Annotated in this window: 18 protein-coding genes; 11 read left to right on the top strand and 7 right to left on the bottom strand. The window is 38.9% G+C overall.

The annotated features are described in order from the left end of the window. Positions 1-120: 120 nt before the first annotated feature. Both dut and coaBC read right to left on the bottom strand, forming a co-directional pair. Positions 121-576, bottom strand: a complete 456-nt coding sequence (dut, locus tag PSE60_RS18215) for a dUTP diphosphatase (RefSeq protein WP_272666366.1) — start codon at positions 574-576, stop codon at positions 121-123. Further along, a complete protein-coding gene (gene coaBC, locus PSE60_RS18210; protein ID WP_272666365.1) occupies positions 563-1,774 on the bottom strand; it encodes a bifunctional phosphopantothenoylcysteine decarboxylase/phosphopantothenate--cysteine ligase CoaBC in 1,212 nt (403 codons plus the stop codon). The genes dut and coaBC overlap by 14 nt, the downstream gene beginning before the upstream one ends. Before the next feature lie 180 nt (positions 1,775-1,954). On the opposite strand from coaBC, the gene radC reads away from it, so the two are divergent. The 7 genes from radC to PSE60_RS18175 all read left to right on the top strand — a co-directional run bounded on the left by radC (position 1,955) and on the right by PSE60_RS18175 (position 7,543). Then, complete coding sequence (gene radC / locus PSE60_RS18205) at positions 1,955-2,623, top strand: RadC family protein (RefSeq protein WP_004906900.1); 669 nt, start codon at positions 1,955-1,957, stop codon at positions 2,621-2,623. A 274-nt stretch (positions 2,624-2,897) separates the two neighbouring features. Continuing rightward, positions 2,898-3,134, top strand: a complete 237-nt coding sequence (gene rpmB / locus PSE60_RS18200; RefSeq protein ID WP_004265123.1) for a 50S ribosomal protein L28 — start codon at positions 2,898-2,900, stop codon at positions 3,132-3,134. Positions 3,135-3,145: 11 nt separating this feature from the next. Beyond that, complete coding sequence (gene rpmG / locus PSE60_RS18195) at positions 3,146-3,313, top strand: 50S ribosomal protein L33 (protein ID WP_004265124.1); 168 nt, start codon at positions 3,146-3,148, stop codon at positions 3,311-3,313. A gap of 198 nt (positions 3,314-3,511) precedes the next feature. Further along, entirely contained in the window at positions 3,512-4,576 is a 1,065-nt protein-coding gene (gene rfaQ, locus PSE60_RS18190; RefSeq protein WP_272666364.1) for a lipopolysaccharide core heptosyltransferase RfaQ, read from the top strand. Position 4,577: 1 nt separating this feature from the next. After that, entirely contained in the window at positions 4,578-5,702 is a 1,125-nt protein-coding gene (locus tag PSE60_RS18185) for a glycosyltransferase family 4 protein (protein WP_272666363.1), read from the top strand. Continuing rightward, positions 5,695-6,492: a lipopolysaccharide core heptose(I) kinase RfaP gene (gene rfaP / locus PSE60_RS18180; protein ID WP_272666362.1), complete on the top strand. Its 798-nt coding sequence runs from the start codon at positions 5,695-5,697 to the stop codon at positions 6,490-6,492. The genes PSE60_RS18185 and rfaP overlap by 8 nt, the downstream gene beginning before the upstream one ends. Positions 6,493-6,568: 76 nt before the next feature. Then, positions 6,569-7,543 carry a glycosyltransferase gene (locus PSE60_RS18175; protein WP_272666361.1) on the top strand — a complete coding sequence of 325 codons (975 nt, stop codon included), beginning with the start codon at positions 6,569-6,571 and terminating at the stop codon, positions 7,541-7,543. Between the two features lie 55 nt (positions 7,544-7,598). Here the strand turns inward: PSE60_RS18175 and PSE60_RS18170 are convergent, their stop codons facing one another. Together PSE60_RS18170 and PSE60_RS18165 are read right to left on the bottom strand one after the other, a co-directional pair. After that, positions 7,599-8,837: an O-antigen ligase family protein gene (locus PSE60_RS18170; protein ID WP_272666360.1), complete on the bottom strand. Its 1,239-nt coding sequence runs from the start codon at positions 8,835-8,837 to the stop codon at positions 7,599-7,601. Between the two features lie 4 nt (positions 8,838-8,841). After that, positions 8,842-9,798 (bottom strand): glycosyltransferase family 2 protein, encoded by a 957-nt coding sequence (locus PSE60_RS18165; protein WP_272666359.1) that lies wholly within the window; start codon positions 9,796-9,798, stop codon positions 8,842-8,844. A 217-nt stretch (positions 9,799-10,015) separates the two neighbouring features. Between PSE60_RS18165 and mutM the strand changes: the two genes are divergently transcribed. Next, positions 10,016-10,825 (top strand): bifunctional DNA-formamidopyrimidine glycosylase/DNA-(apurinic or apyrimidinic site) lyase, encoded by an 810-nt coding sequence (gene mutM, locus PSE60_RS18160; protein ID WP_102140552.1) that lies wholly within the window; start codon positions 10,016-10,018, stop codon positions 10,823-10,825. Between the two features lie 10 nt (positions 10,826-10,835). On the opposite strand, the gene coaD is transcribed toward mutM, so the two are convergent. After that, positions 10,836-11,321, bottom strand: a complete 486-nt coding sequence (gene coaD, locus PSE60_RS18155) for a pantetheine-phosphate adenylyltransferase (RefSeq protein ID WP_004906920.1) — start codon at positions 11,319-11,321, stop codon at positions 10,836-10,838. Between the two features lie 191 nt (positions 11,322-11,512). Between coaD and waaA the strand changes: the two genes are divergently transcribed. The 3 genes from waaA (at position 11,513) to PSE60_RS18140 (ending at position 15,553) form a co-directional block, all read left to right on the top strand. Next, entirely contained in the window at positions 11,513-12,793 is a 1,281-nt protein-coding gene (gene waaA, locus PSE60_RS18150; protein ID WP_102140551.1) for a lipid IV(A) 3-deoxy-D-manno-octulosonic acid transferase, read from the top strand. Between the two features lie 199 nt (positions 12,794-12,992). Continuing rightward, entirely contained in the window at positions 12,993-14,456 is a 1,464-nt protein-coding gene (locus PSE60_RS18145; protein ID WP_272666358.1) for a glycosyltransferase family 39 protein, read from the top strand. Positions 14,457-14,575: 119 nt separating this feature from the next. After that, the gene (locus PSE60_RS18140; RefSeq protein ID WP_272666357.1) at positions 14,576-15,553 is read left to right on the top strand and encodes a glycosyltransferase family 52; all 978 of its coding nucleotides are present in this window, start codon (positions 14,576-14,578) and stop codon (positions 15,551-15,553) included. On the opposite strand, the gene rfaC is transcribed toward PSE60_RS18140, so the two are convergent. Together rfaC and rfaF are read right to left on the bottom strand one after the other, a co-directional pair. After that, positions 15,545-16,507, bottom strand: coding sequence for a lipopolysaccharide heptosyltransferase RfaC (rfaC, locus tag PSE60_RS18135; protein ID WP_272666356.1), 963 nt, complete (start codon positions 16,505-16,507; stop codon positions 15,545-15,547). The genes PSE60_RS18140 and rfaC overlap by 9 nt on opposite strands. Then, positions 16,507-17,553: an ADP-heptose--LPS heptosyltransferase RfaF gene (gene rfaF, locus PSE60_RS18130; protein ID WP_272666355.1), complete on the bottom strand. Its 1,047-nt coding sequence runs from the start codon at positions 17,551-17,553 to the stop codon at positions 16,507-16,509. The genes rfaC and rfaF overlap by 1 nt, the downstream gene beginning before the upstream one ends. Between the last annotated feature and the right edge of the window lie 13 nt (positions 17,554-17,566).

Below are 17,566 nucleotides of genomic sequence, written 5' to 3'. Positions count from 1 at the left end.
AAAATATAAGTAATGTTGAGCAAGCTTCCTGAAAGAAAATATGCGGCTGATTGTTTTTATTCATAAAGATAGAACCTAATTTAGGTTCTATCTAGCATATTAGTTATCAGGATGTTCTATTTATTGACGGCCAGAATGACCGAAACCGCCAGCTCCACGCTCAGTTGCGTCAAAATTATCAACAATATTAAATTCCGCCTGAACAACCGGGACAAACACCATTTGTGCCATGCGTTCGCCAGGTTCAATGGTAAAAGCTTTGTCACTCCGGTTCCAGACAGACACCATGAGCTGGCCTTGATAATCGGAATCAATGAGGCCAACGAGGTTGCCCAGTACAACGCCATGTTTATGACCTAAACCGGAACGAGGTAAGATGACCGCAGCAAGACTTTCATCTGCAATGTGAATGGCTAAACCTGTTGGAATAAGCTCTGTTTGACCTGGTGCCAAATCGATTGGTGCATCAAGGCATGCACGTAGGTCTAAACCAGCAGAACCAGTGGTGGCATAGGCTGGTAGAGGAAATTCATTACCGATACGGCTATCAAGGATTTTTAGGTCAATTTTTTTCATAACGTTGAAGTATCTCGTCAAGTAAATAGTGGCTTAATTCGTTTTTATTACAGTGAGGCAAACGGATATCACCGTTAGCATCAAAAAGATGTAACGCGTTGTTATCGCTATTAAATCCGTTATCTGCTAGTGAGACGTCATTGGCACAAATGAGGTCGAGTTGCTTTTGTTGTCGTTTTTGGCGTGCATATTCTTCCACATTTTGGGTTTCAGCTGCAAACCCAACAACATATGGCCTATTGTGTTTTAGGTTTCCGACACTAGCCACGATATCTGGATTTTTGATAAGTGTAATCGAAACTTCATCACCTTGTTTTTTTATTTTATTTTCAGCAATGTTTTTTGCGCGATAATCTGCAACTGCAGCGCAACCAATAAAAATATTTTGTTCAGCAATGGTTTGATGCACTTGTTCATACATCTCTAAGCCACTCATGACATCAATCCGGTTAACCCCTTCTGGTGTTTCAATATTTACAGGGCCCGCAATCAAAGTGACGTCGGCACCACGTTGACTGGCTGCTTTAGCAATGGCAAAACCCATTTTCCCCGAACTATGGTTACTAATAAAGCGAACTGGGTCTAGCGCTTCCCTTGTTGGGCCAGCAGTGATCATTAATTTGATGCCTTGTAAGTCGAGTTTAGGGGTAAAAAACTCACTGGCTAGACGAACAATTTCTAGTGGGTCAATCATGCGACCAGGGCCAATATCACCACAGGCTTGGCTGCCTGCATCTGGCCCCCAAATCATACATTGGCGTTGTTGCAGTTTGATTAAATTTTCTTGAGTTGCTTTTGCTCGGTACATTTGTTGGTTCATTGCTGGCACAAGTGCAATCGGTGCTGCGGAAGCAAGGCAAACTGTTGTGAGTAAGTCATTTGCCATTCCTGCACTGAGGCGAGCAATTAAATCCGCAGTAGCAGGCGCTAGAATAATAAGGTCAGCCCATTTAGCCAGTTCAATATGTCCCATAGCCGCCTCAGCGGCTGGGTCTAGCAGGTCATCAGAAACAGGATGTCCTGAAACGGCTTGCAAGGTTAAAGGCGTAATAAAGGCTTTTGCACCTTGAGTCATCACAATACGCACAATCGCACCTTTATCGCGCAAACGGCGGGTGAGTTCAGGGATTTTGTATGCAGCAATGCCCCCACTAATACCAATAACTATCTGCTTACCTAATAGTGACAGTTGATTCATTATTTTTATCCAATTCGGTCAACATGGGAGGCATATTACCACAGAGAAGCGAGAGGTGGCGCGCTCGATTTTTCATCACAGTACTATTTTTGCGAAGCGCTACGCAAACCCTTATGAGAGCGGTTGTGAATGTTTTTTAGCCTAGATAAAAAGGAAGCAAGAGATTTAGGGACAAAGAATATGATGAGTGAACATCTAGACCTACCACCAAGAGAAAAGCTACTCGCATACGGGGCTGCTGCGTTATCTGATGCTGAGCTGCTCGCTATTTTTCTGCGTACAGGGAGTCAAGGCGAACCCGTTTTACAGCTTGCGAAGCGTTTAATACAGGAGTTTGGTTCAGTATATTTGCTTCTACAAGCAGACTACGAAAAACTCAAGCAATGTAAAGGAATGGGGAGTTGTAAATTTACCCAATTACAGGCGGTGAGTGAATTAGCTCGCCGTTTTTTCTCTGAACAATTTTTACATGAAGATGTGATGACTGGGCCTGAGCAGTTGAAAGCAAAGTTGTTGGATTTATTTGCAGGGCAAGAGCGTGAAGTTTTTGTCGTGATATTTTTAAATAATAAAAATCAAATTATTTGTCATGAAGAGTTGTTTAAAGGTACTTTAAACAAAGTTGAAGTTCACCCCAGAGAAATCATTCGCTTTGCCATAAAAATGAACGCAAACGGGATTATACTCGCCCATAACCATCCATCAGGTAACCCGGAACCAAGCGTAGCAGACAGGCAAGTGACAGAGCGTATCCAACGTGCTTGTACTATTATGGGGATTAAACTGCTTGACCATTTTGTCGTTGGCCATAAGCAATGTGTGTCATTTGTGGAGCGAGGATGGCTATAAAATTATTTTTTTGCCTAAAAAATGACAACTTTCTTTGCGTTGGGCTTGAGTGAAAACGATGGAAAGCGTATACTACGCCACCTTTAAGGATCTTGGGTTTGGCGAGAAGGGCCTATCTCAGTAAATTTTTACGTTTTAGTAAAGTAAATCTTTATTTAGGTATCAACGGTTTTTTCAGTCAATGAAAGTTTGCTGAGATGGGCTCCTAAGCCTGACGAGGCGGCCATACCCAGAACAAAAAAGCTCGAGCTGATTAGATTTTTGGAGAATAGACATGTCACGAGTCTGCCAAGTTACTGGCAAGCGTCCAATGAGCGGTAACAACCGTTCACACGCATTAAACGCGACCAAACGTCGTTTTTTGCCAAACCTGCACTCTCACCGTTTCTGGGTTGAGTCTGAGAAACGTTTCGTAACACTGCGTGTATCTGCTAAAGGTATGCGTGTTATCGATAAAAAGGGTATTGATGCTGTTCTTGCTGAACTGCGTACCCGTGGTGAGAAGTACTAAGGAGCTAAAAAATGGCTAAAGGTATTCGCGAGAAAATCAAGCTAGTCTCTTCTGAAGGTACAGGTCATTTCTATACCACTACGAAGAACAAGCGCACAATGCCAGAAAAACTGGAACTGAAAAAATTCGATCCAGTTGTTCGTAAGCATGTGATCTACAAAGAAGCAAAAATCAAATAATTTTGCTTTCTGCGTTAAAAACTCAGCTTCGGCTGAGTTTTTTTTTACCTAAAATTTGGGCTGTCGCGGATATGCGCATTCGAAGCTATGACCATGATTATGAAAGTAGTAACATAGTGAGTATTCATTGAATTAATAATGATATTTGTTGTCGAATGACTATTGTCTTTTACATATAGACTTGATTAAGAGTGCCTGGTGAAAAAACAGTTTAAAAAAATTCTTGTGATCAAGATGAGGTTTCATGGGGACATGTTGCTGACAACACCCGTTATCAGCTCATTAAAACACCGATATCCTGATGCTAAAATTGACGTTTTGCTTTATCAGGATACTATCCCGATTCTCTCTGAAAATACTGAAATTAACGCTTTATACGGCATGGCGGGGAAAAAAAGTAGTGGCCTAAGTAAAGCATGTAATTTTATTAAGCTACTGCTAAAGCTGCGTAAAAATAAATACGATTTAGTTGTTAACCTCGCAGATCAGTGGATGGTGAGTGTATTAGTTCGGGCTATTCCTGCTGACACAAAAATTTCCCATCAATTTACCCATCGAGATTCTAAATACTGGCGTAATAGTTTTACGCATTTGACAGAACCTGAAGGCGAACACGTTGTTCTGAATAACCTATCAGTGCTCAAGCCGTTAGAAATAAAAGAATTAAAAACGCATCTAACGATGTCTTATTCAGAGCAGGATTGGAAAAATATTGATGAAAGATTACTAAGCTTAGGTGTCCATAGCAGCTATGTCGTCATTCAACCAACAGCACGCCAAGCTTTTAAGTGTTGGGATAATGAAAAGTTTTCAGCGGTCATTGATGCATTGCAGTCTCGTGGTTATCAAGTAGTTTTAACTTCGGGGCCGAGTAAAGAAGATTTGGAGTGTATCAGCGATATTGCAAATGGTTGCCAAACAACGCCTGTTACTGAACTTGCAGGAAAGACTTCATTTCCAGAATTAGGCGCACTGATTGCCCATGCCGCTTTATTCATCGGTGTTGATTCAGCTCCGATGCACATTGCTGCAGCAGTCAAAACACCAATTGTGTGCCTTTTCGGTGCGACAAATCATGTTTTTTGGCGGCCTTGGAGTGAGAATAGTATGCAATTCTGGGCTGGAGACTATGAACCTATGCCTCCGCGAGATGAACTTGACCGCAGTAAAAAGTATTTATCTATTGTCCCTGCATCCGATGTAATTAAAGCCACAGAGAAAATATTGCCGATGAATATTCGCTCTATGATGACAAGGTATTAACATGAATCTGGCATTTTGCTTATATAAATACTTTCCGTTTGGTGGGTTACAGCGGGATTTTCTACGTATTGCAACGGAATGCCAATCACGTGGGCATCACGTACGTGTCTATACCCAATCATGGGATGGTGATAAGCCTAGCGGCTTTGAAATTATTATCGTGCCGGTGACATCAAAAACGAATCATGGACGAAATGCACAATATTGTGACTGGGTTTTGGCACATTTAAAGCAGCATCCTGCTGAGCGGGTAATTGGTTTCAATAAAATGCCAGGGCTGGATATTTATTATGCAGCAGATGTCTGTTATGCACAAAAAGTCGCTGAAGAAAAAGGCTTTTTTTATAAGCTGACGCCTCGTTACAAACACTATGCCGCATTTGAAAAAGCTGTTTTTGCAGTGGGAAAACCGACACAATTACTCATGTTAACGCCACATCAAATTAGTCATTTTAAAGAGCATTATGGGACTGAAGATGTGCGTTTTCATATGCTGCCTCCTGGTATTGCCCAAGATAGAAAGTATGATAAGCAGGTTGCGAATGCTAAAAAAGTTTATCGTGAAAAAAATCAAATACCTGAATCTGCATTTTTAGTATTGCAGGTGGGTTCTGACTTCAAACGTAAAGGCGTCGATCGGACCATAAAAGCCATTGCGGCATTGCCCGATGATATTAAGAAAAACACGCTATTGATGGTAGTCGGTCAAGATAAACCAGTGAAATACCAACAGTTAGCGAAGACGCTAGGAATCGGCTCACAAGTCTCTTTCTTTAGTGGACGTAATGATATTGCAGAATTAATGGCTGCAGCCGATATATTAATGCATCCGGCTTATCAAGAAGCGGCAGGTATTGTGTTATTAGAGGCAATTACCGCGGGTTTACCGATTATTGTCACAGAAGTGTGTGGATATGCTTCATTTATTAGCCAAGCCAAATGCGGTATTGTGGTAAATGAGCCCTTTGAACAAACGGTTCTGAACTTGGCTCTAAAAGATAGTTTAAAAAATCCGGCTCAATTAGCACAATGGGCAAGTAATGCGCGATATTTTGCCGATACAGAAGATTTGTATAGTTTACCAGAAAAAGCCGCAGATATTATTTTAGGGGAAGCGAATGATTGAGTTAAAACCCCCTTTCAGTGAATTGTGGAAGAATAAAGATCCATTTATCGAGGCGGATAAGCTACAAGGTGAAGTTTTTCGTGCGTTAGAATCGCGTAAAACTCTGCGTTTTGAACTTGAGGGACGCAGCTATTTTATAAAAATTCATTATGGGACGACACTAAAGGAAGTTCTTAAAAATCTATTTTCTTTTCGGTTGCCGGTATTAGGAGCCGATAGAGAGTGGAATGCTATTCATCAACTGACTCAAGTGGGAGTTGACACGATGAATGGTCGAGCTTTTGGGCAAAAAGGGATTAACCCTCTTCGTCGCCACTCCTTTATTATTACTGAAGATTTAACCCCGACGGTGAGTTTGGAAGATTATTGTGCAAATTGGCTAGATAACCCGCCAACTTTTAGTACCAAACAAATGATTATTCGTCGAGTTGCGAAGATGGTGCGCAAAATGCACGCAACGGGTATTAACCATCGTGATTGTTATATTTGCCATTTTTTACTGCATTTGCCATTTACGGGAAATGAAGAACAGTTAAAAATATCAGTGATTGATTTGCACCGGGCACAACTCAGAAATTCGGTTCCAACCCGTTGGCGCGATAAAGATTTAATTGGTTTATATTACTCATCATTAAATATTGGGCTTACTCAGCGTGATATTCTTCGTTTTATGAAAATCTATTTTGGCTTATCGCTGCGAGTTATTTTGCAACAGGAAAAACGTTTAATCCACAAAGCGGGCTACAAAGCTAAACGAATCGAAAAAAGAAGTGAAAAGTATCGTTTATAACTAGTGTATGGGTTACATGAATATGAAACTATTACTTATCATTTAGATGATTGAAGTTGGTAAAGGAAAACGAAAAATGATAAACCACGAAATGATCAGAACTCAAATTAAGATTAATGAAAATGATGTGAGTGAAGACAACTATTTTCATATAGCGTATGGTGTTGATGATAAATTTCTCTATGGAGTAGGAACGTCGATTTCATCGGTGATGATTAATAATCAGGATACTCATTTCCATTTTCATATCTTTGTCGATAATTTAAAAGATGAAAATCTTTTTCGTGGACTAGTTGCAAATAGCCAACATAAAATCACTATTTACTTAATAGATAACGAAAAGTTTAAAAAGTTGCCACTTCCTTCGCAAGCTTGGAGTCATGCAATTTATTTTAGATTAGTAATTATCTCGTTTTTATCGACAAAAATTGACAAACTTCTTTATTTAGATGCAGATATTATTTGTAAAGGAAATTTATCTTATTTAAAAGAATTGGAATTTAATAATGATGTTTTCTTGTATGCAGTAAAGGATAAATTTATTAGCGATAAAAAAACACTGCCAATGGATATGGATAAATATTTTAATTCCGGATTTCTGTTTATGTCAATTAAACGAATGGCGGAAAATAATATTCCTAATCGTGTTATTGAATTGGTAAGTGAAAATGACTTTACACATCCTGATCAAGATGCATTGAATATTTTATTAAATAATAAGCTTGTTAATATTAGTGAAAACTTTAATTTCATGTTCTCGCTTGATTGGTATATTACCAGTAAAGGACATATTACCAAAATTCCAGATGAAGTCGTTTTTATTCACTTTGTTGGTTTAACTAAACCATTTCATGAATGGGCTAATTTTTATCAAGAATACGCCTTTTTTGAAGTGGCTAGAACTCACTCTCCATGGAAAAATGTACCATTAATGAAACCTGAAGGGTATAAACAATTATCTCGTAAAAAATCACATTTAAGAAAAAATGGCGACTATATCGGGTTTATAATTACCACAATAAAATATTTAGTGAAAAAAATCATTAAATAATCTGTAATACAGTATTGATAAAGCCTCGTAATTGTTCAGAATACGAGGCTTCATACTATCTAGATAATACTTTTTTAATCAAAATAGCAGTTAATATATTGTACAAGATGAAGATGTCGATAAAAATAAATTCAAACAAGCAGTAAACTAAAAAATAGCCAATAGATGATACAAATATACCTACATTAAGTATATTTTTTTCTATCCTAATATCTTTGAATAAATCTTTCATGTTAATAAAAAATGCGATTAGGAATAAGGCTAACCCTATAAAACCGATATTGTAAGTGATATTTAAGAAAAAAGGCTCATCATTATTGTAATGGTAAGTTTTTCTCTTCTGTGAATAGCCCATGCCTCCTTGGTTCTTTGGTGCATTATTATCAAGCAAAAATTGATTGTATGCGACGGAACCATACCCAATACCAACGAGTTGATTGGAGATTGAGTTCATAAAAATGGGATAACGAGTTTCAATAATTTTATCGCGTTTGGAAGTAATGTTTTCTGAGTATAACGATTGATTTATTTTATTTTTAACTTGGGGAATTGTTAAGTATGTTGCTGTTAATATTATCGATGCTAAAGTACCAAAGCTAATCATGCTTATAAGGAGTCTTTTATAACTTTTTGATAACAAGAATAAAATTATAATAGACTCAATCACTACAGAAAGAACTCCGCCTCGGCTGCCCGTATATAATAGAAAAATAAAAGCTAAGAGTGAGAGTAATAACATTACGATTTTTAATGATTTTTGTTTAAAAAGAAACAAAGCACTAAATGTAAATGGAAATAACAATGTCATATAGTGAGCAAAGCCAAACCTAAGTTGTAGATATAAAGGTAAATCACTATCTTTAAACTGCTTTAATATTGGGATAATAAATAAGGTGAAAGCGAGGGTACAGATCAGAGCATAGGTAATCGTTTTACTTGATTTTGGCAATTCGCTTTTGAAAACGACTAAGAATAAAGAAATAATAACGACGTAACGCCAGTCATTAAAAAAAACTTTTAATGCGGCCAATGTAAAATCAGTATATGTGAAAAATAGTGCACAAAATAACCCCCAGGCACCAAAGAGAAACAACATTTTCCGAGTTTTAACGATAGTGAGTATATCATGCCAAGGGTTGGTTTTATCTTTTACTGCGGTATAGATAGTATATAGTAGCAATATGACCGCGGAAACATTCAATACCCCTTGAGTATCATTGGTAAACATCCCTAGTATGACTAGAGAAAGCAGTAAAAAAGGGAGTTGAGCCACAGCATAACTGTTATTTTTCACGACATTACCTATTTTTGGTACGAAACTGACAATATTGTTTTAAAAAAGCTAATTGAAGTCTATCTTTTAATTTTAAATATTTTTTGAAAATACACGTTGCTTGTTTTATTTGGTATATCTCTTCATGAGTAAGAGGTGCTGCTGTATTTCTGGATATAGATTTTTTCAGTAAGTGTAACGTTTCGGACAGTGTTTTGCTCAACATTTTCGTTACTTCATCACCATAAATAAGCGCAATAAAGGAAAGCTCTGCCATTACATAAATGAGGCTATTAATATCACTTCGCCTAAACGTTTGGGTAATACTAGTTTCATTAACACGATAATGAATTAATGTTTTGTTAATGCTATAAATATTTTTGCTTTTTAGGTAAAGCTTTGGGGTTGTTGCCATATCTTCATAGAGAACTCTATCGGGATAGTGTATGCCAATGAGTTTAAATAAATCACTTTTATATATTCTAGACCAAGCAAACCATTTTTTATTTTTGAAAACGGGGTATAAGTCTTGAATACAGTCTATTGTTGTTGCCCCACAATAGTGAGTGGTTGGAATGATTTTTGTTTTAGATGGCTCGCTATCTTCGAACTTTACGGTATCAAATTCAATAATATCATAAATAGAGTGTGAGATAATGGGGGATATATTTTGATAAAAATTGTCATCAAAATAGTCATCTGCATCTAAAAATGCAATATATTCACCAGAAGCAACAGAGATACCGTGATTTCTGGCTTTAGATAACCCGCCATTTTCTCTTTTAATGTAGTGAATATTCTTATTATCATATTTATGTAATATATTATGAATGATATTTTCGCTACTATCCGTTGAACCATCATTAATAATTATTAATTCAACGCTGTTATCCATAAATGATAATACAGAGGCCAAACATGCCTCAATATATTTTTCTGAGTTATAGCAGGGTACAACGATAGATAACTTAATATTTGTCATAAAAAACATACCAGTTTTTAAACTTAGTGCTATGGTCAAATATCAATTATATTGATGGAAAGGTGCTTAAATGTAAATACGTATCTTATCATTTGTTCCTATTGGTGATGATACAAATGTGTTATCAGCCAGTCTGCATTATATTTGAATTTATAACATAGCCGTGGTTTAGTAACATAAATTTATTATGAGTAGCATAAATAGCTGGGAATAGATAATGCCAGAACTACCCGAAGTTGAAACCAGTCGTCGCGGAATAGAGCCACATTTAGTTGGTAATACAATCTCTTACGCCATTGTACGTAACGGTCGTTTACGTTGGCCGGTTAGTGAACAAATTAAAAGTTTATCAGATGAAGCGGTTTTAAGTGTCCAACGTCGAGCCAAATATTTGCTGATTGAATTGCAAAAAGGTTGGATTATTGTTCACTTGGGAATGTCTGGTAGTGTGCGTATTCTGACCGAAGAATTGCCTGAAGAAAAGCATGACCATGTGGATTTAGTCATGCGAGACGGTAAGGTTTTGCGCTATACGGATCCTCGCCGGTTTGGCGCTTGGCTCTGGTGTGATGATTTAGAAAACAGTTCGGTACTTGCACACTTAGGGCCTGAGCCATTATCAGACGCCTTTAACCCGCAATATCTTTATGAATTAGCGCAAAAGAAAAAAGTGGCCATTAAGCCATGGTTAATGGATAACAAAGTGGTTGTTGGTGTGGGTAATATTTATGCTAATGAAGCATTATTTGCGACAAAAATATCACCTGAAAAAATTACAAATACCTTAACGTTAACTGAAATTACTGAACTAGTGTTGCAGATCAAAAAGGTGTTACAGCGCTCTATTGAACAAGGTGGTACGACACTAAAAGATTTTTTACAGTCGGATGGTAAACCGGGCTACTTTGCCCAAGAATTGTTTGTCTATGGAAAAAAGGGTGAACCTTGCTCAATGTGTGGCACGCCAATAGAAAGCATTAAACAGGGGCAACGTAGCACCTTCTTTTGTCCACAATGTCAAAAATAGTGAAATCTTGCTATTTTTTATTGAGTTTCTTTAGCATTGCCTCAGCAACCACTGGGGGTAGGAAAGACGAAATATCACCATCGTGAAGTGCAACATCCTTGATTAATGAAGAAGAAACAAAGGATAAACTTTGCGATGGTAATAAAAATACGGTTTCCAAGTCAGGCACAAAATGGCGGTTCATATTCGCCAGTTGCCATTCATATTCAAAATCTGCGACAGAACGAACGCCACGAATAAGAATATTGGCGCCATTTTTTTGCGCAAAATTAGCCATAAGCTCAGAAAACCCAACAACTTCAACATTATCAAGGTGAGAAGTCACTTCTTTAGCAAGAGCGACGCGTTCATCAAGGGAAAACATCGGGTTTTTTCGTTGGCTATTAGCAATAGCCAACAGGACATGGTCAAACATTGCTGCTGCTCGGGTAACAATATCAACATGTCCTGATGTTACTGGGTCGAACGTACCAGGGTAAATAGCCTTGTGTATCATGATGATAGTATCTCGTTGTTTGTATTATCTATTCGAAAAAATAGCATGAATAAGCGTTAACAGTATCGGCTATCTAGTAGGGTTGCAACTGTAGATGAGATTTTACTGCTATTTTTAGGTGCATATTCTACACACTTTTATTTGCGCTTTATGATAAGATAGCGCCAATTTTGGTAAGTGAATCAGATCGAATGTTATTGCTGCGTCTATATCAGGTACTTCTTTATCTTATCCAACCATTTATATGGGTTCGCCTATTGCTGCGCAGCCGTAAAGCGCCTGCGTATCGTAAACGCTGGGGTGAGCGATACGGCTTTTGTGCGGGAAAAGTAAAACCTCAAGGCATTTTATTACATTCAGTTTCTGTCGGGGAAACCCTCGCAGCCGTTCCACTAGTCCGCGCACTTCGCCATCATTATCCGTCTTTGCCAATAACAGTAACCACGATGACGCCAACAGGCTCAGAGCGTGTGCTTTCTGCATTTGGTGACGACGTCGACCACGTTTATTTACCCTATGACCTTCCTGGCTCAATGCACCGCTTCCTGAAACAAGTTGACCCAAAACTTGTGATCATAATGGAAACTGAGCTATGGCCAAACATGATTAACCAATTGCATAAACGTAAAATTCCATTGGTTATTGCAAATGCAAGACTTTCTGAGCGTTCTGCTGCAGGGTATCAAAAGCTGGGTAGCTTTGTGAAACGAATGCTTCGTAATGTCACTATGGTCGCAGCACAGCATCAGGAAGATGGTGAACGTTTCGTTCAATTAGGGTTGCGGCGAATGCAATTGAGTGTCACTGGGAGCCTGAAGTTTGATATCTCTGTGACGCCTGAATTAGCTGTTAGGGCAATAACTTTACGGCGCCAATGGGCGGCGCATCGCCCCGTTTGGATAGCGACCAGTACTCACGAGGGTGAAGAAGCGATTGTCTTAGAAACACATCAAAAATTATTATCTCGTTTTCCTGATTTATTGTTAATTTTAGTCCCTCGCCATCCAGAACGCTTTGCCAAAGCAGAAGAACTAACTCAAAAAGCCGGTTTAACCTTTATTCGTCGCAGTGCGAATACGATTCCGTCCGCAGATGTTCAAGTGGTGATTGGTGATACCATGGGTGAACTGATGCTGTTATATGGAATTGCAGACATTGCTTTTGTCGGGGGAAGCTTGGTCGAAACTGGGGGGCACAACCCGCTCGAAGCGGCTGCTCATGCGCTACCCGTGTTAATGGGGCCTCACACATTTAATTTCAAAGATATTTGTGGAAAATTAACTCAAGCAGATGGCTTAATTACGGTGACAGACAGTGAATCAATGGTCCAAGCCGTGACCAGTTTACTTTCTGATGAAGATTACCGGTTATATTATGGGCGTCATGCCGCCGAGGTTCTTCATGAGAACCAAGGTGCTCTTCAACGATTATTAAAACTGTTGCAACCCTATTTACCTCCGAGAGAGCAATAAAGCTAAGTAATGTCTTTTTTTGAGTATTAACTTGAACATTACAGCAATGAATTGCGAATATTTTATGGCACATCCTAGTATTGCATTTAAACTATAGTAGACTGCGTCGTTTATTATAGAGTCATTCGATTTGGTTTATTACTATAAGGGTAGTATCCAAATGGAATGTTGGAACTTTTGCTTATCTTTCTAAGACTATATGCCAGCCACTAATCAATCAATTTCAAATAAATATGTTTATTTATGGGTCATAAGCTATGCCATTGTTTGGATCTTAGCGAGTTTTTATTTCGACCCAACCGTACCTTATGACACAGTAGAAGCAGTGAACTGGGGAATGAATGGAGAGTGGGGATCACCTAAAAACCCATGGTTTGTTGGCGTGATGATGTGGCCTGCAATTTATCTTGATATCTCCTACAGCTTTTATTGGTATTTTAGCCATTTTGTGGGTATTGCATTTGGCTTACTTGGGGTATGGAAGCTAGCTTTTCGTTTGACTGGGCGTCGTGATTTCGCTTGGTTTGCAATGCTAATGTTGAATTTATCTGGTGTCATTAATTTCGATATCATTCCTTATAATGATAACTATATTTTAGTGACATTATGGCCTTGGGTTATTTATTTCTTTTTACGTGCTGTTGATGATAACCCAGCATGGTGGTTACCATTTGCCTTATTTGCGGGTCTTGCAACTATGGGTAAATACTCAACCTTGGCGCTAGTTGGGTCTGTTTTCTTATTGACCCTATTTGTAAAACAAGTTCGCCAAAGCTATCGTCATCTTGTTTTTTACCTAGCGATAGTTTTGTGGTTTGCTTTGGTATTGCCAAATTTCTTTTGGTTGATGGCAACGGATTTTTCGGCTTTCAAATGGGTAGATTCACAAATCGACCCTGGGTTTAATCTTCACACCACACAAGCCGCACTTAGCGTGTTTTATCCGTTAGTGATTGCTGCGATTATTGTTTATTGCAGTGGTGGAAAATTAGGGTGGCCTAAAGCGTTGCCTAACCGCATGGCTAACTTTATCCTTCTTTTTCCTCTGGTTGTGATATACGGCTGGTTCTCTTTTCACGATGGCGGTCGAATCACAGAATGGTTACAGCCATTTATGGCTATTAGTGCACCTTTATTTGTTGGTTCAATAACCGTGATGCCAAGAAAATCATTTAAGAAGTCATTGGTTGGTTTTGCCATTTTTGGTGTTTTAGTGGTGGCTGGTTATATCACGGTTCAGGCTGCGAATATCCGTGGAGCAGGGCAAAAATTTATTGGCGTAAAAACCTTGATAGCAGACGGGGAACAACGTTGGTACCAGCGCTATGGCACACCGGTTAAATATGTTGGCGGGGAAGATAACCAATATCAATGGTTTATTATTTATGGGAAAGATAGGCCGCATGTGGTCCAACCTTGGTCGATGGAAAAACATATGCCGCCAAATGTGTACAACCGGGATATTACTGAAGCCGAAATTCGTCAACATGGTGCATTATTGCTGGGCAAGAAATACGATGATTGCGCTCATGAAAACTTTGCCAAGGTGCGTAAATTCTGGCCACAGTTTACGATAGAAAAAGAAGATGTGATTTATCGTTCTGAACCTGATGCCGCCCCTGAAACGATGTGCTTTGGGTTTATTGCGCCGGAAAAACCCTAGTTATACAATATACAAAGAAACATAGTGAATATAGGAAGGAAAAGGCCATTTATTTTGAAATGGCTTTTTTACTTTCTATGCTAATATGTACGGAAAAGTTAGAAAGTGAAAAATAGGATATGTACTTATTTATTTGTACAACAATTCTTCATATTAGAATTGTTAATAAGCTTTTAGAAAAAATAGATGACCCTATAAACGCAGTTGTTTTGTTCATCGGTGATACTGAAAGCCCGAAAGTTGTGCATTACCTTAACACGTTGATTGAGCCAAAATGTAGATGTATTTTATATAATGACCAACAAATCAACGTAAGAAAGCCGTTTAAAACGATAAGGCGTAGCCGACTCACTAAAAATATTATTCAGTTATTACCATCCGTAACTTTTCAACAGGTCTACCTTGCTTGTGTTGAACTTCCCTTAGCGCATCATATCTTGTCTTCTATACAGTTTAGACAATTAGTAACTTTTGATGATGGTTTATACAATTTATGCTCATCTAAGCGATTAGAAAAGGTTAAAAATATTAATTTATCTAAACGGTTAGCACGTTCAATATCGGGACGAAAATACCATACGGATAGAGTTCTAAAAGAGTCTGTAAAGCACTACACGATTTTTAATAACTTACAAAATATTATTGATAATACTGAGTATATTGAGCTTGCCCCAACACCCTCTAAAAAAGGGAATGAACAAGGTACTATCGGTATATTACTTGGAACTGTGTATAGTGAAATTTGTACTAGTGATACCGCACAGCAAGAGTTAGTTGAACAACTTAATCGGTTGATTCGAGAGAGAAGAATCGGTTTGTATATTCCTCATCCTAGAGATACAACAACTGAATTGCGAGATATAAAAGTCATAACAACAAACCTTTCTGCCGAAGATGAAATTATGACTTTAATTGAAGATGGGTATTCAATTGAGTTGTACGGGTTTTCCAGTACAGTTCAGTGTATTCTCAGCTCAAGTAATGCAGTCAAAAGCTATAGTTTGCAATTTTCAGGTATGACTGAAGAGTACAGACAGGTAGAGTTAGAATTGTCACAATATTTATTCGGTTTTACGTCAATAGATCTTTCAAAGTAAGCCAGTGAGCTGCTGATACACCTTATCAGCAGCAATACTTGCCATCGAATTATCAACTGACCTAATTTCATGCTGCCCTTGCCCATATCCCCCAATCAAGCCGGGGTCAGTAGGCCCAAACAGGGTAAAATTAGGTTTATCAAGTGCCGCTGTTAAATGGCTAAGCCCAGTATCGACAGAAACCACCGCTTTAGCGTTTGCAATTTGCTGTGCAACTTCAGCTAACGTGAGTTTAGGTAAGACCTCAACAAAATCAAAGCCTTTTGCTAATCGTTCTGCTCGTTGCTGCTCATGAGGTGCTCCCCAGGGCAATTTAATTTTGATACCACTTTCGGCCATCAGTCCAATGAGTTCTCGCCAATTTTCTTCAGGCCAATGTTTATCATCACGGGTAGTTGAATGCAAAAAAATGACATAAGGGCTTTGATGCTCTTCTGCTGACTGTAAAAAGTGTCGAGCAATCGCGTAATCGCCTTGTTGTGTTGGGCAGGTGTAACCAAGACTTTTGGCAAATAACTGGCGAATACGTTCAACGGCATGTTGTTGTTTACTGATAGCATAACGATAGTCATAAAAGAAGCTGGCTAATGGTTCGCGAATACTATGGCGGTCATAGCCATGTTTATCGCCATGCGCTAAGCGGGTGACAAGAAAAGCGCTCTTTAATAACCCTTGTGCATCAATGACAGCGTCATAATGTGTTGCTTGTAATTTCTTGCGAAATTCAGCACGTTCGGCTCTGATCGGCGCAGAAAACCAATTTTTTCGCCAGCGGCGAATGGCCACTGGGATCACTTGGTTAATGGCACTGTGCCATGTTGGAATTTGCGCGAAGCCTTCCTCAACGACCCAATCGAATTGAATACCCGATATGGCTTGCTGTGCATCGGTCAGTGCAGGTAATGAGTGTAAAACATCTCCCATTGAAGATGTCTTGACTAATAATACTCGCATCATTCAATACCTATATTTAACCGAGCTAACGCATTGATAACTAATTGAGGTTGGATATCAATCAAACTTTGATGATAACCACTTTCACCGTCACCTTTACGCACTTTGTGATACCCCGTAATTAGGCGGATTACTTCTGCTTTATCTGATAATGGCGGGGTAAAATCAGGGCTACTTGGGCCATACAGGGCGACAAGCGGTTTACCTAGCGCTGCCGCGACATGCATCAAACCAGAGTCATTACTGACAACTGCAGTACAGGCATCAATTAGATTAACGGCTTGTTCTAAAGATGTTTTTCCTGAAAAATTATGGCAATGTAATTTCGCATCATCGGTCAGCTCTAAACGGATGGCTTCACCTGCCTCGTGGTCTTTTTGTGAACCAAATAGTAGTACTTGATAGCCTTTTTGGCTAATCAGTGTTTGAGCAAGAGAGGCGTAGTGATAGTGAGGCCAACGTTTGGCGGGGCCGAACTCTGCGCCTGGGCAAAAACCAATAATAGGGCGAGAACCATCAACCCCAAAAGTTTGCAGGGTTTCAGTAACTTCTTGCGGCACCGTCACTAGTTTAGGCGGTAAAATGGGCGTCGGAATATCGGAAGCTGATTTAATAGTTTGCTTATCATAAGCAAGAGCAACATATCTCTGCACCATTAAAGGAAAAGCTTCTTTATTTAGTGGACGAATATCATTGAGTAGGCCATAGCGCATTTCTCCACGCCACCCCGTTCTTTTAGGGATTTTTGCAAAGAAAGGCACAAATGCAGACTTTAAGGAATTTGGTAACACAATAGCTTGATCATAGCCATTTGCCCGCAAACTCTTACCTAATCGACGACGTTCCCCAATTTCCAAAGCACCATGTCCGAGAGGCATAGGAATGGCTTCGTTAACCTCGGGCATTTTGGCGAGTAAAGGACGGCACCATTGTGGTGCCATCACATCAATCTGTGCATGGGGATGTAAGGCCTTGATCGTACGATAAAGGCTTTGTGACATCATCATATCCCCTACCCATGAGGGGCCGATCACCAATATTTTCATAAATGATTCTTCA

The sequence above is a fragment of the Providencia sp. PROV174 genome (assembly GCF_028480685.1).
Taxonomy (GTDB): Bacteria; Pseudomonadota; Gammaproteobacteria; order Enterobacterales; family Enterobacteriaceae; genus Providencia; species Providencia rettgeri.
The sequence above is the reverse complement of the archived record's forward strand: the minus strand, read 5'-3'. Positions and strand labels throughout refer to the sequence as shown.

Excerpts from the sequence above, each read along its gene's own strand:
- dut (WP_272666366.1), bottom strand. The coding sequence starts at position 576 with ATGAAAAAAATTGACCTAAAAATCCTTGATAGCCGTATCGGTAATGAA.
- coaBC (WP_272666365.1), bottom strand. The coding sequence starts at position 1,774 with ATGAATCAACTGTCACTATTAGGTAAGCAGATAGTTATTGGTATTAGT.
- radC (WP_004906900.1), top strand. The coding sequence starts at position 1,955 with ATGATGAGTGAACATCTAGACCTACCACCAAGAGAAAAGCTACTCGCA.
- rpmB (WP_004265123.1), top strand. The coding sequence starts at position 2,898 with ATGTCACGAGTCTGCCAAGTTACTGGCAAGCGTCCAATGAGCGGTAAC.
- rpmG (WP_004265124.1), top strand. The coding sequence starts at position 3,146 with ATGGCTAAAGGTATTCGCGAGAAAATCAAGCTAGTCTCTTCTGAAGGT.
- PSE60_RS18185 (WP_272666363.1), top strand. The coding sequence starts at position 4,578 with ATGAATCTGGCATTTTGCTTATATAAATACTTTCCGTTTGGTGGGTTA.
- rfaP (WP_272666362.1), top strand. The coding sequence starts at position 5,695 with ATGATTGAGTTAAAACCCCCTTTCAGTGAATTGTGGAAGAATAAAGAT.
- PSE60_RS18175 (WP_272666361.1), top strand. The coding sequence starts at position 6,569 with ATGATAAACCACGAAATGATCAGAACTCAAATTAAGATTAATGAAAAT.
- PSE60_RS18165 (WP_272666359.1), bottom strand. The coding sequence starts at position 9,798 with ATGACAAATATTAAGTTATCTATCGTTGTACCCTGCTATAACTCAGAA.
- mutM (WP_102140552.1), top strand. The coding sequence starts at position 10,016 with ATGCCAGAACTACCCGAAGTTGAAACCAGTCGTCGCGGAATAGAGCCA.
- coaD (WP_004906920.1), bottom strand. The coding sequence starts at position 11,321 with ATGATACACAAGGCTATTTACCCTGGTACGTTCGACCCAGTAACATCA.
- waaA (WP_102140551.1), top strand. The coding sequence starts at position 11,513 with ATGTTATTGCTGCGTCTATATCAGGTACTTCTTTATCTTATCCAACCA.
- PSE60_RS18145 (WP_272666358.1), top strand. The coding sequence starts at position 12,993 with ATGCCAGCCACTAATCAATCAATTTCAAATAAATATGTTTATTTATGG.
- PSE60_RS18140 (WP_272666357.1), top strand. The coding sequence starts at position 14,576 with ATGTACTTATTTATTTGTACAACAATTCTTCATATTAGAATTGTTAAT.
- rfaC (WP_272666356.1), bottom strand. The coding sequence starts at position 16,507 with ATGCGAGTATTATTAGTCAAGACATCTTCAATGGGAGATGTTTTACAC.
- rfaF (WP_272666355.1), bottom strand. The coding sequence starts at position 17,553 with ATGAAAATATTGGTGATCGGCCCCTCATGGGTAGGGGATATGATGATG.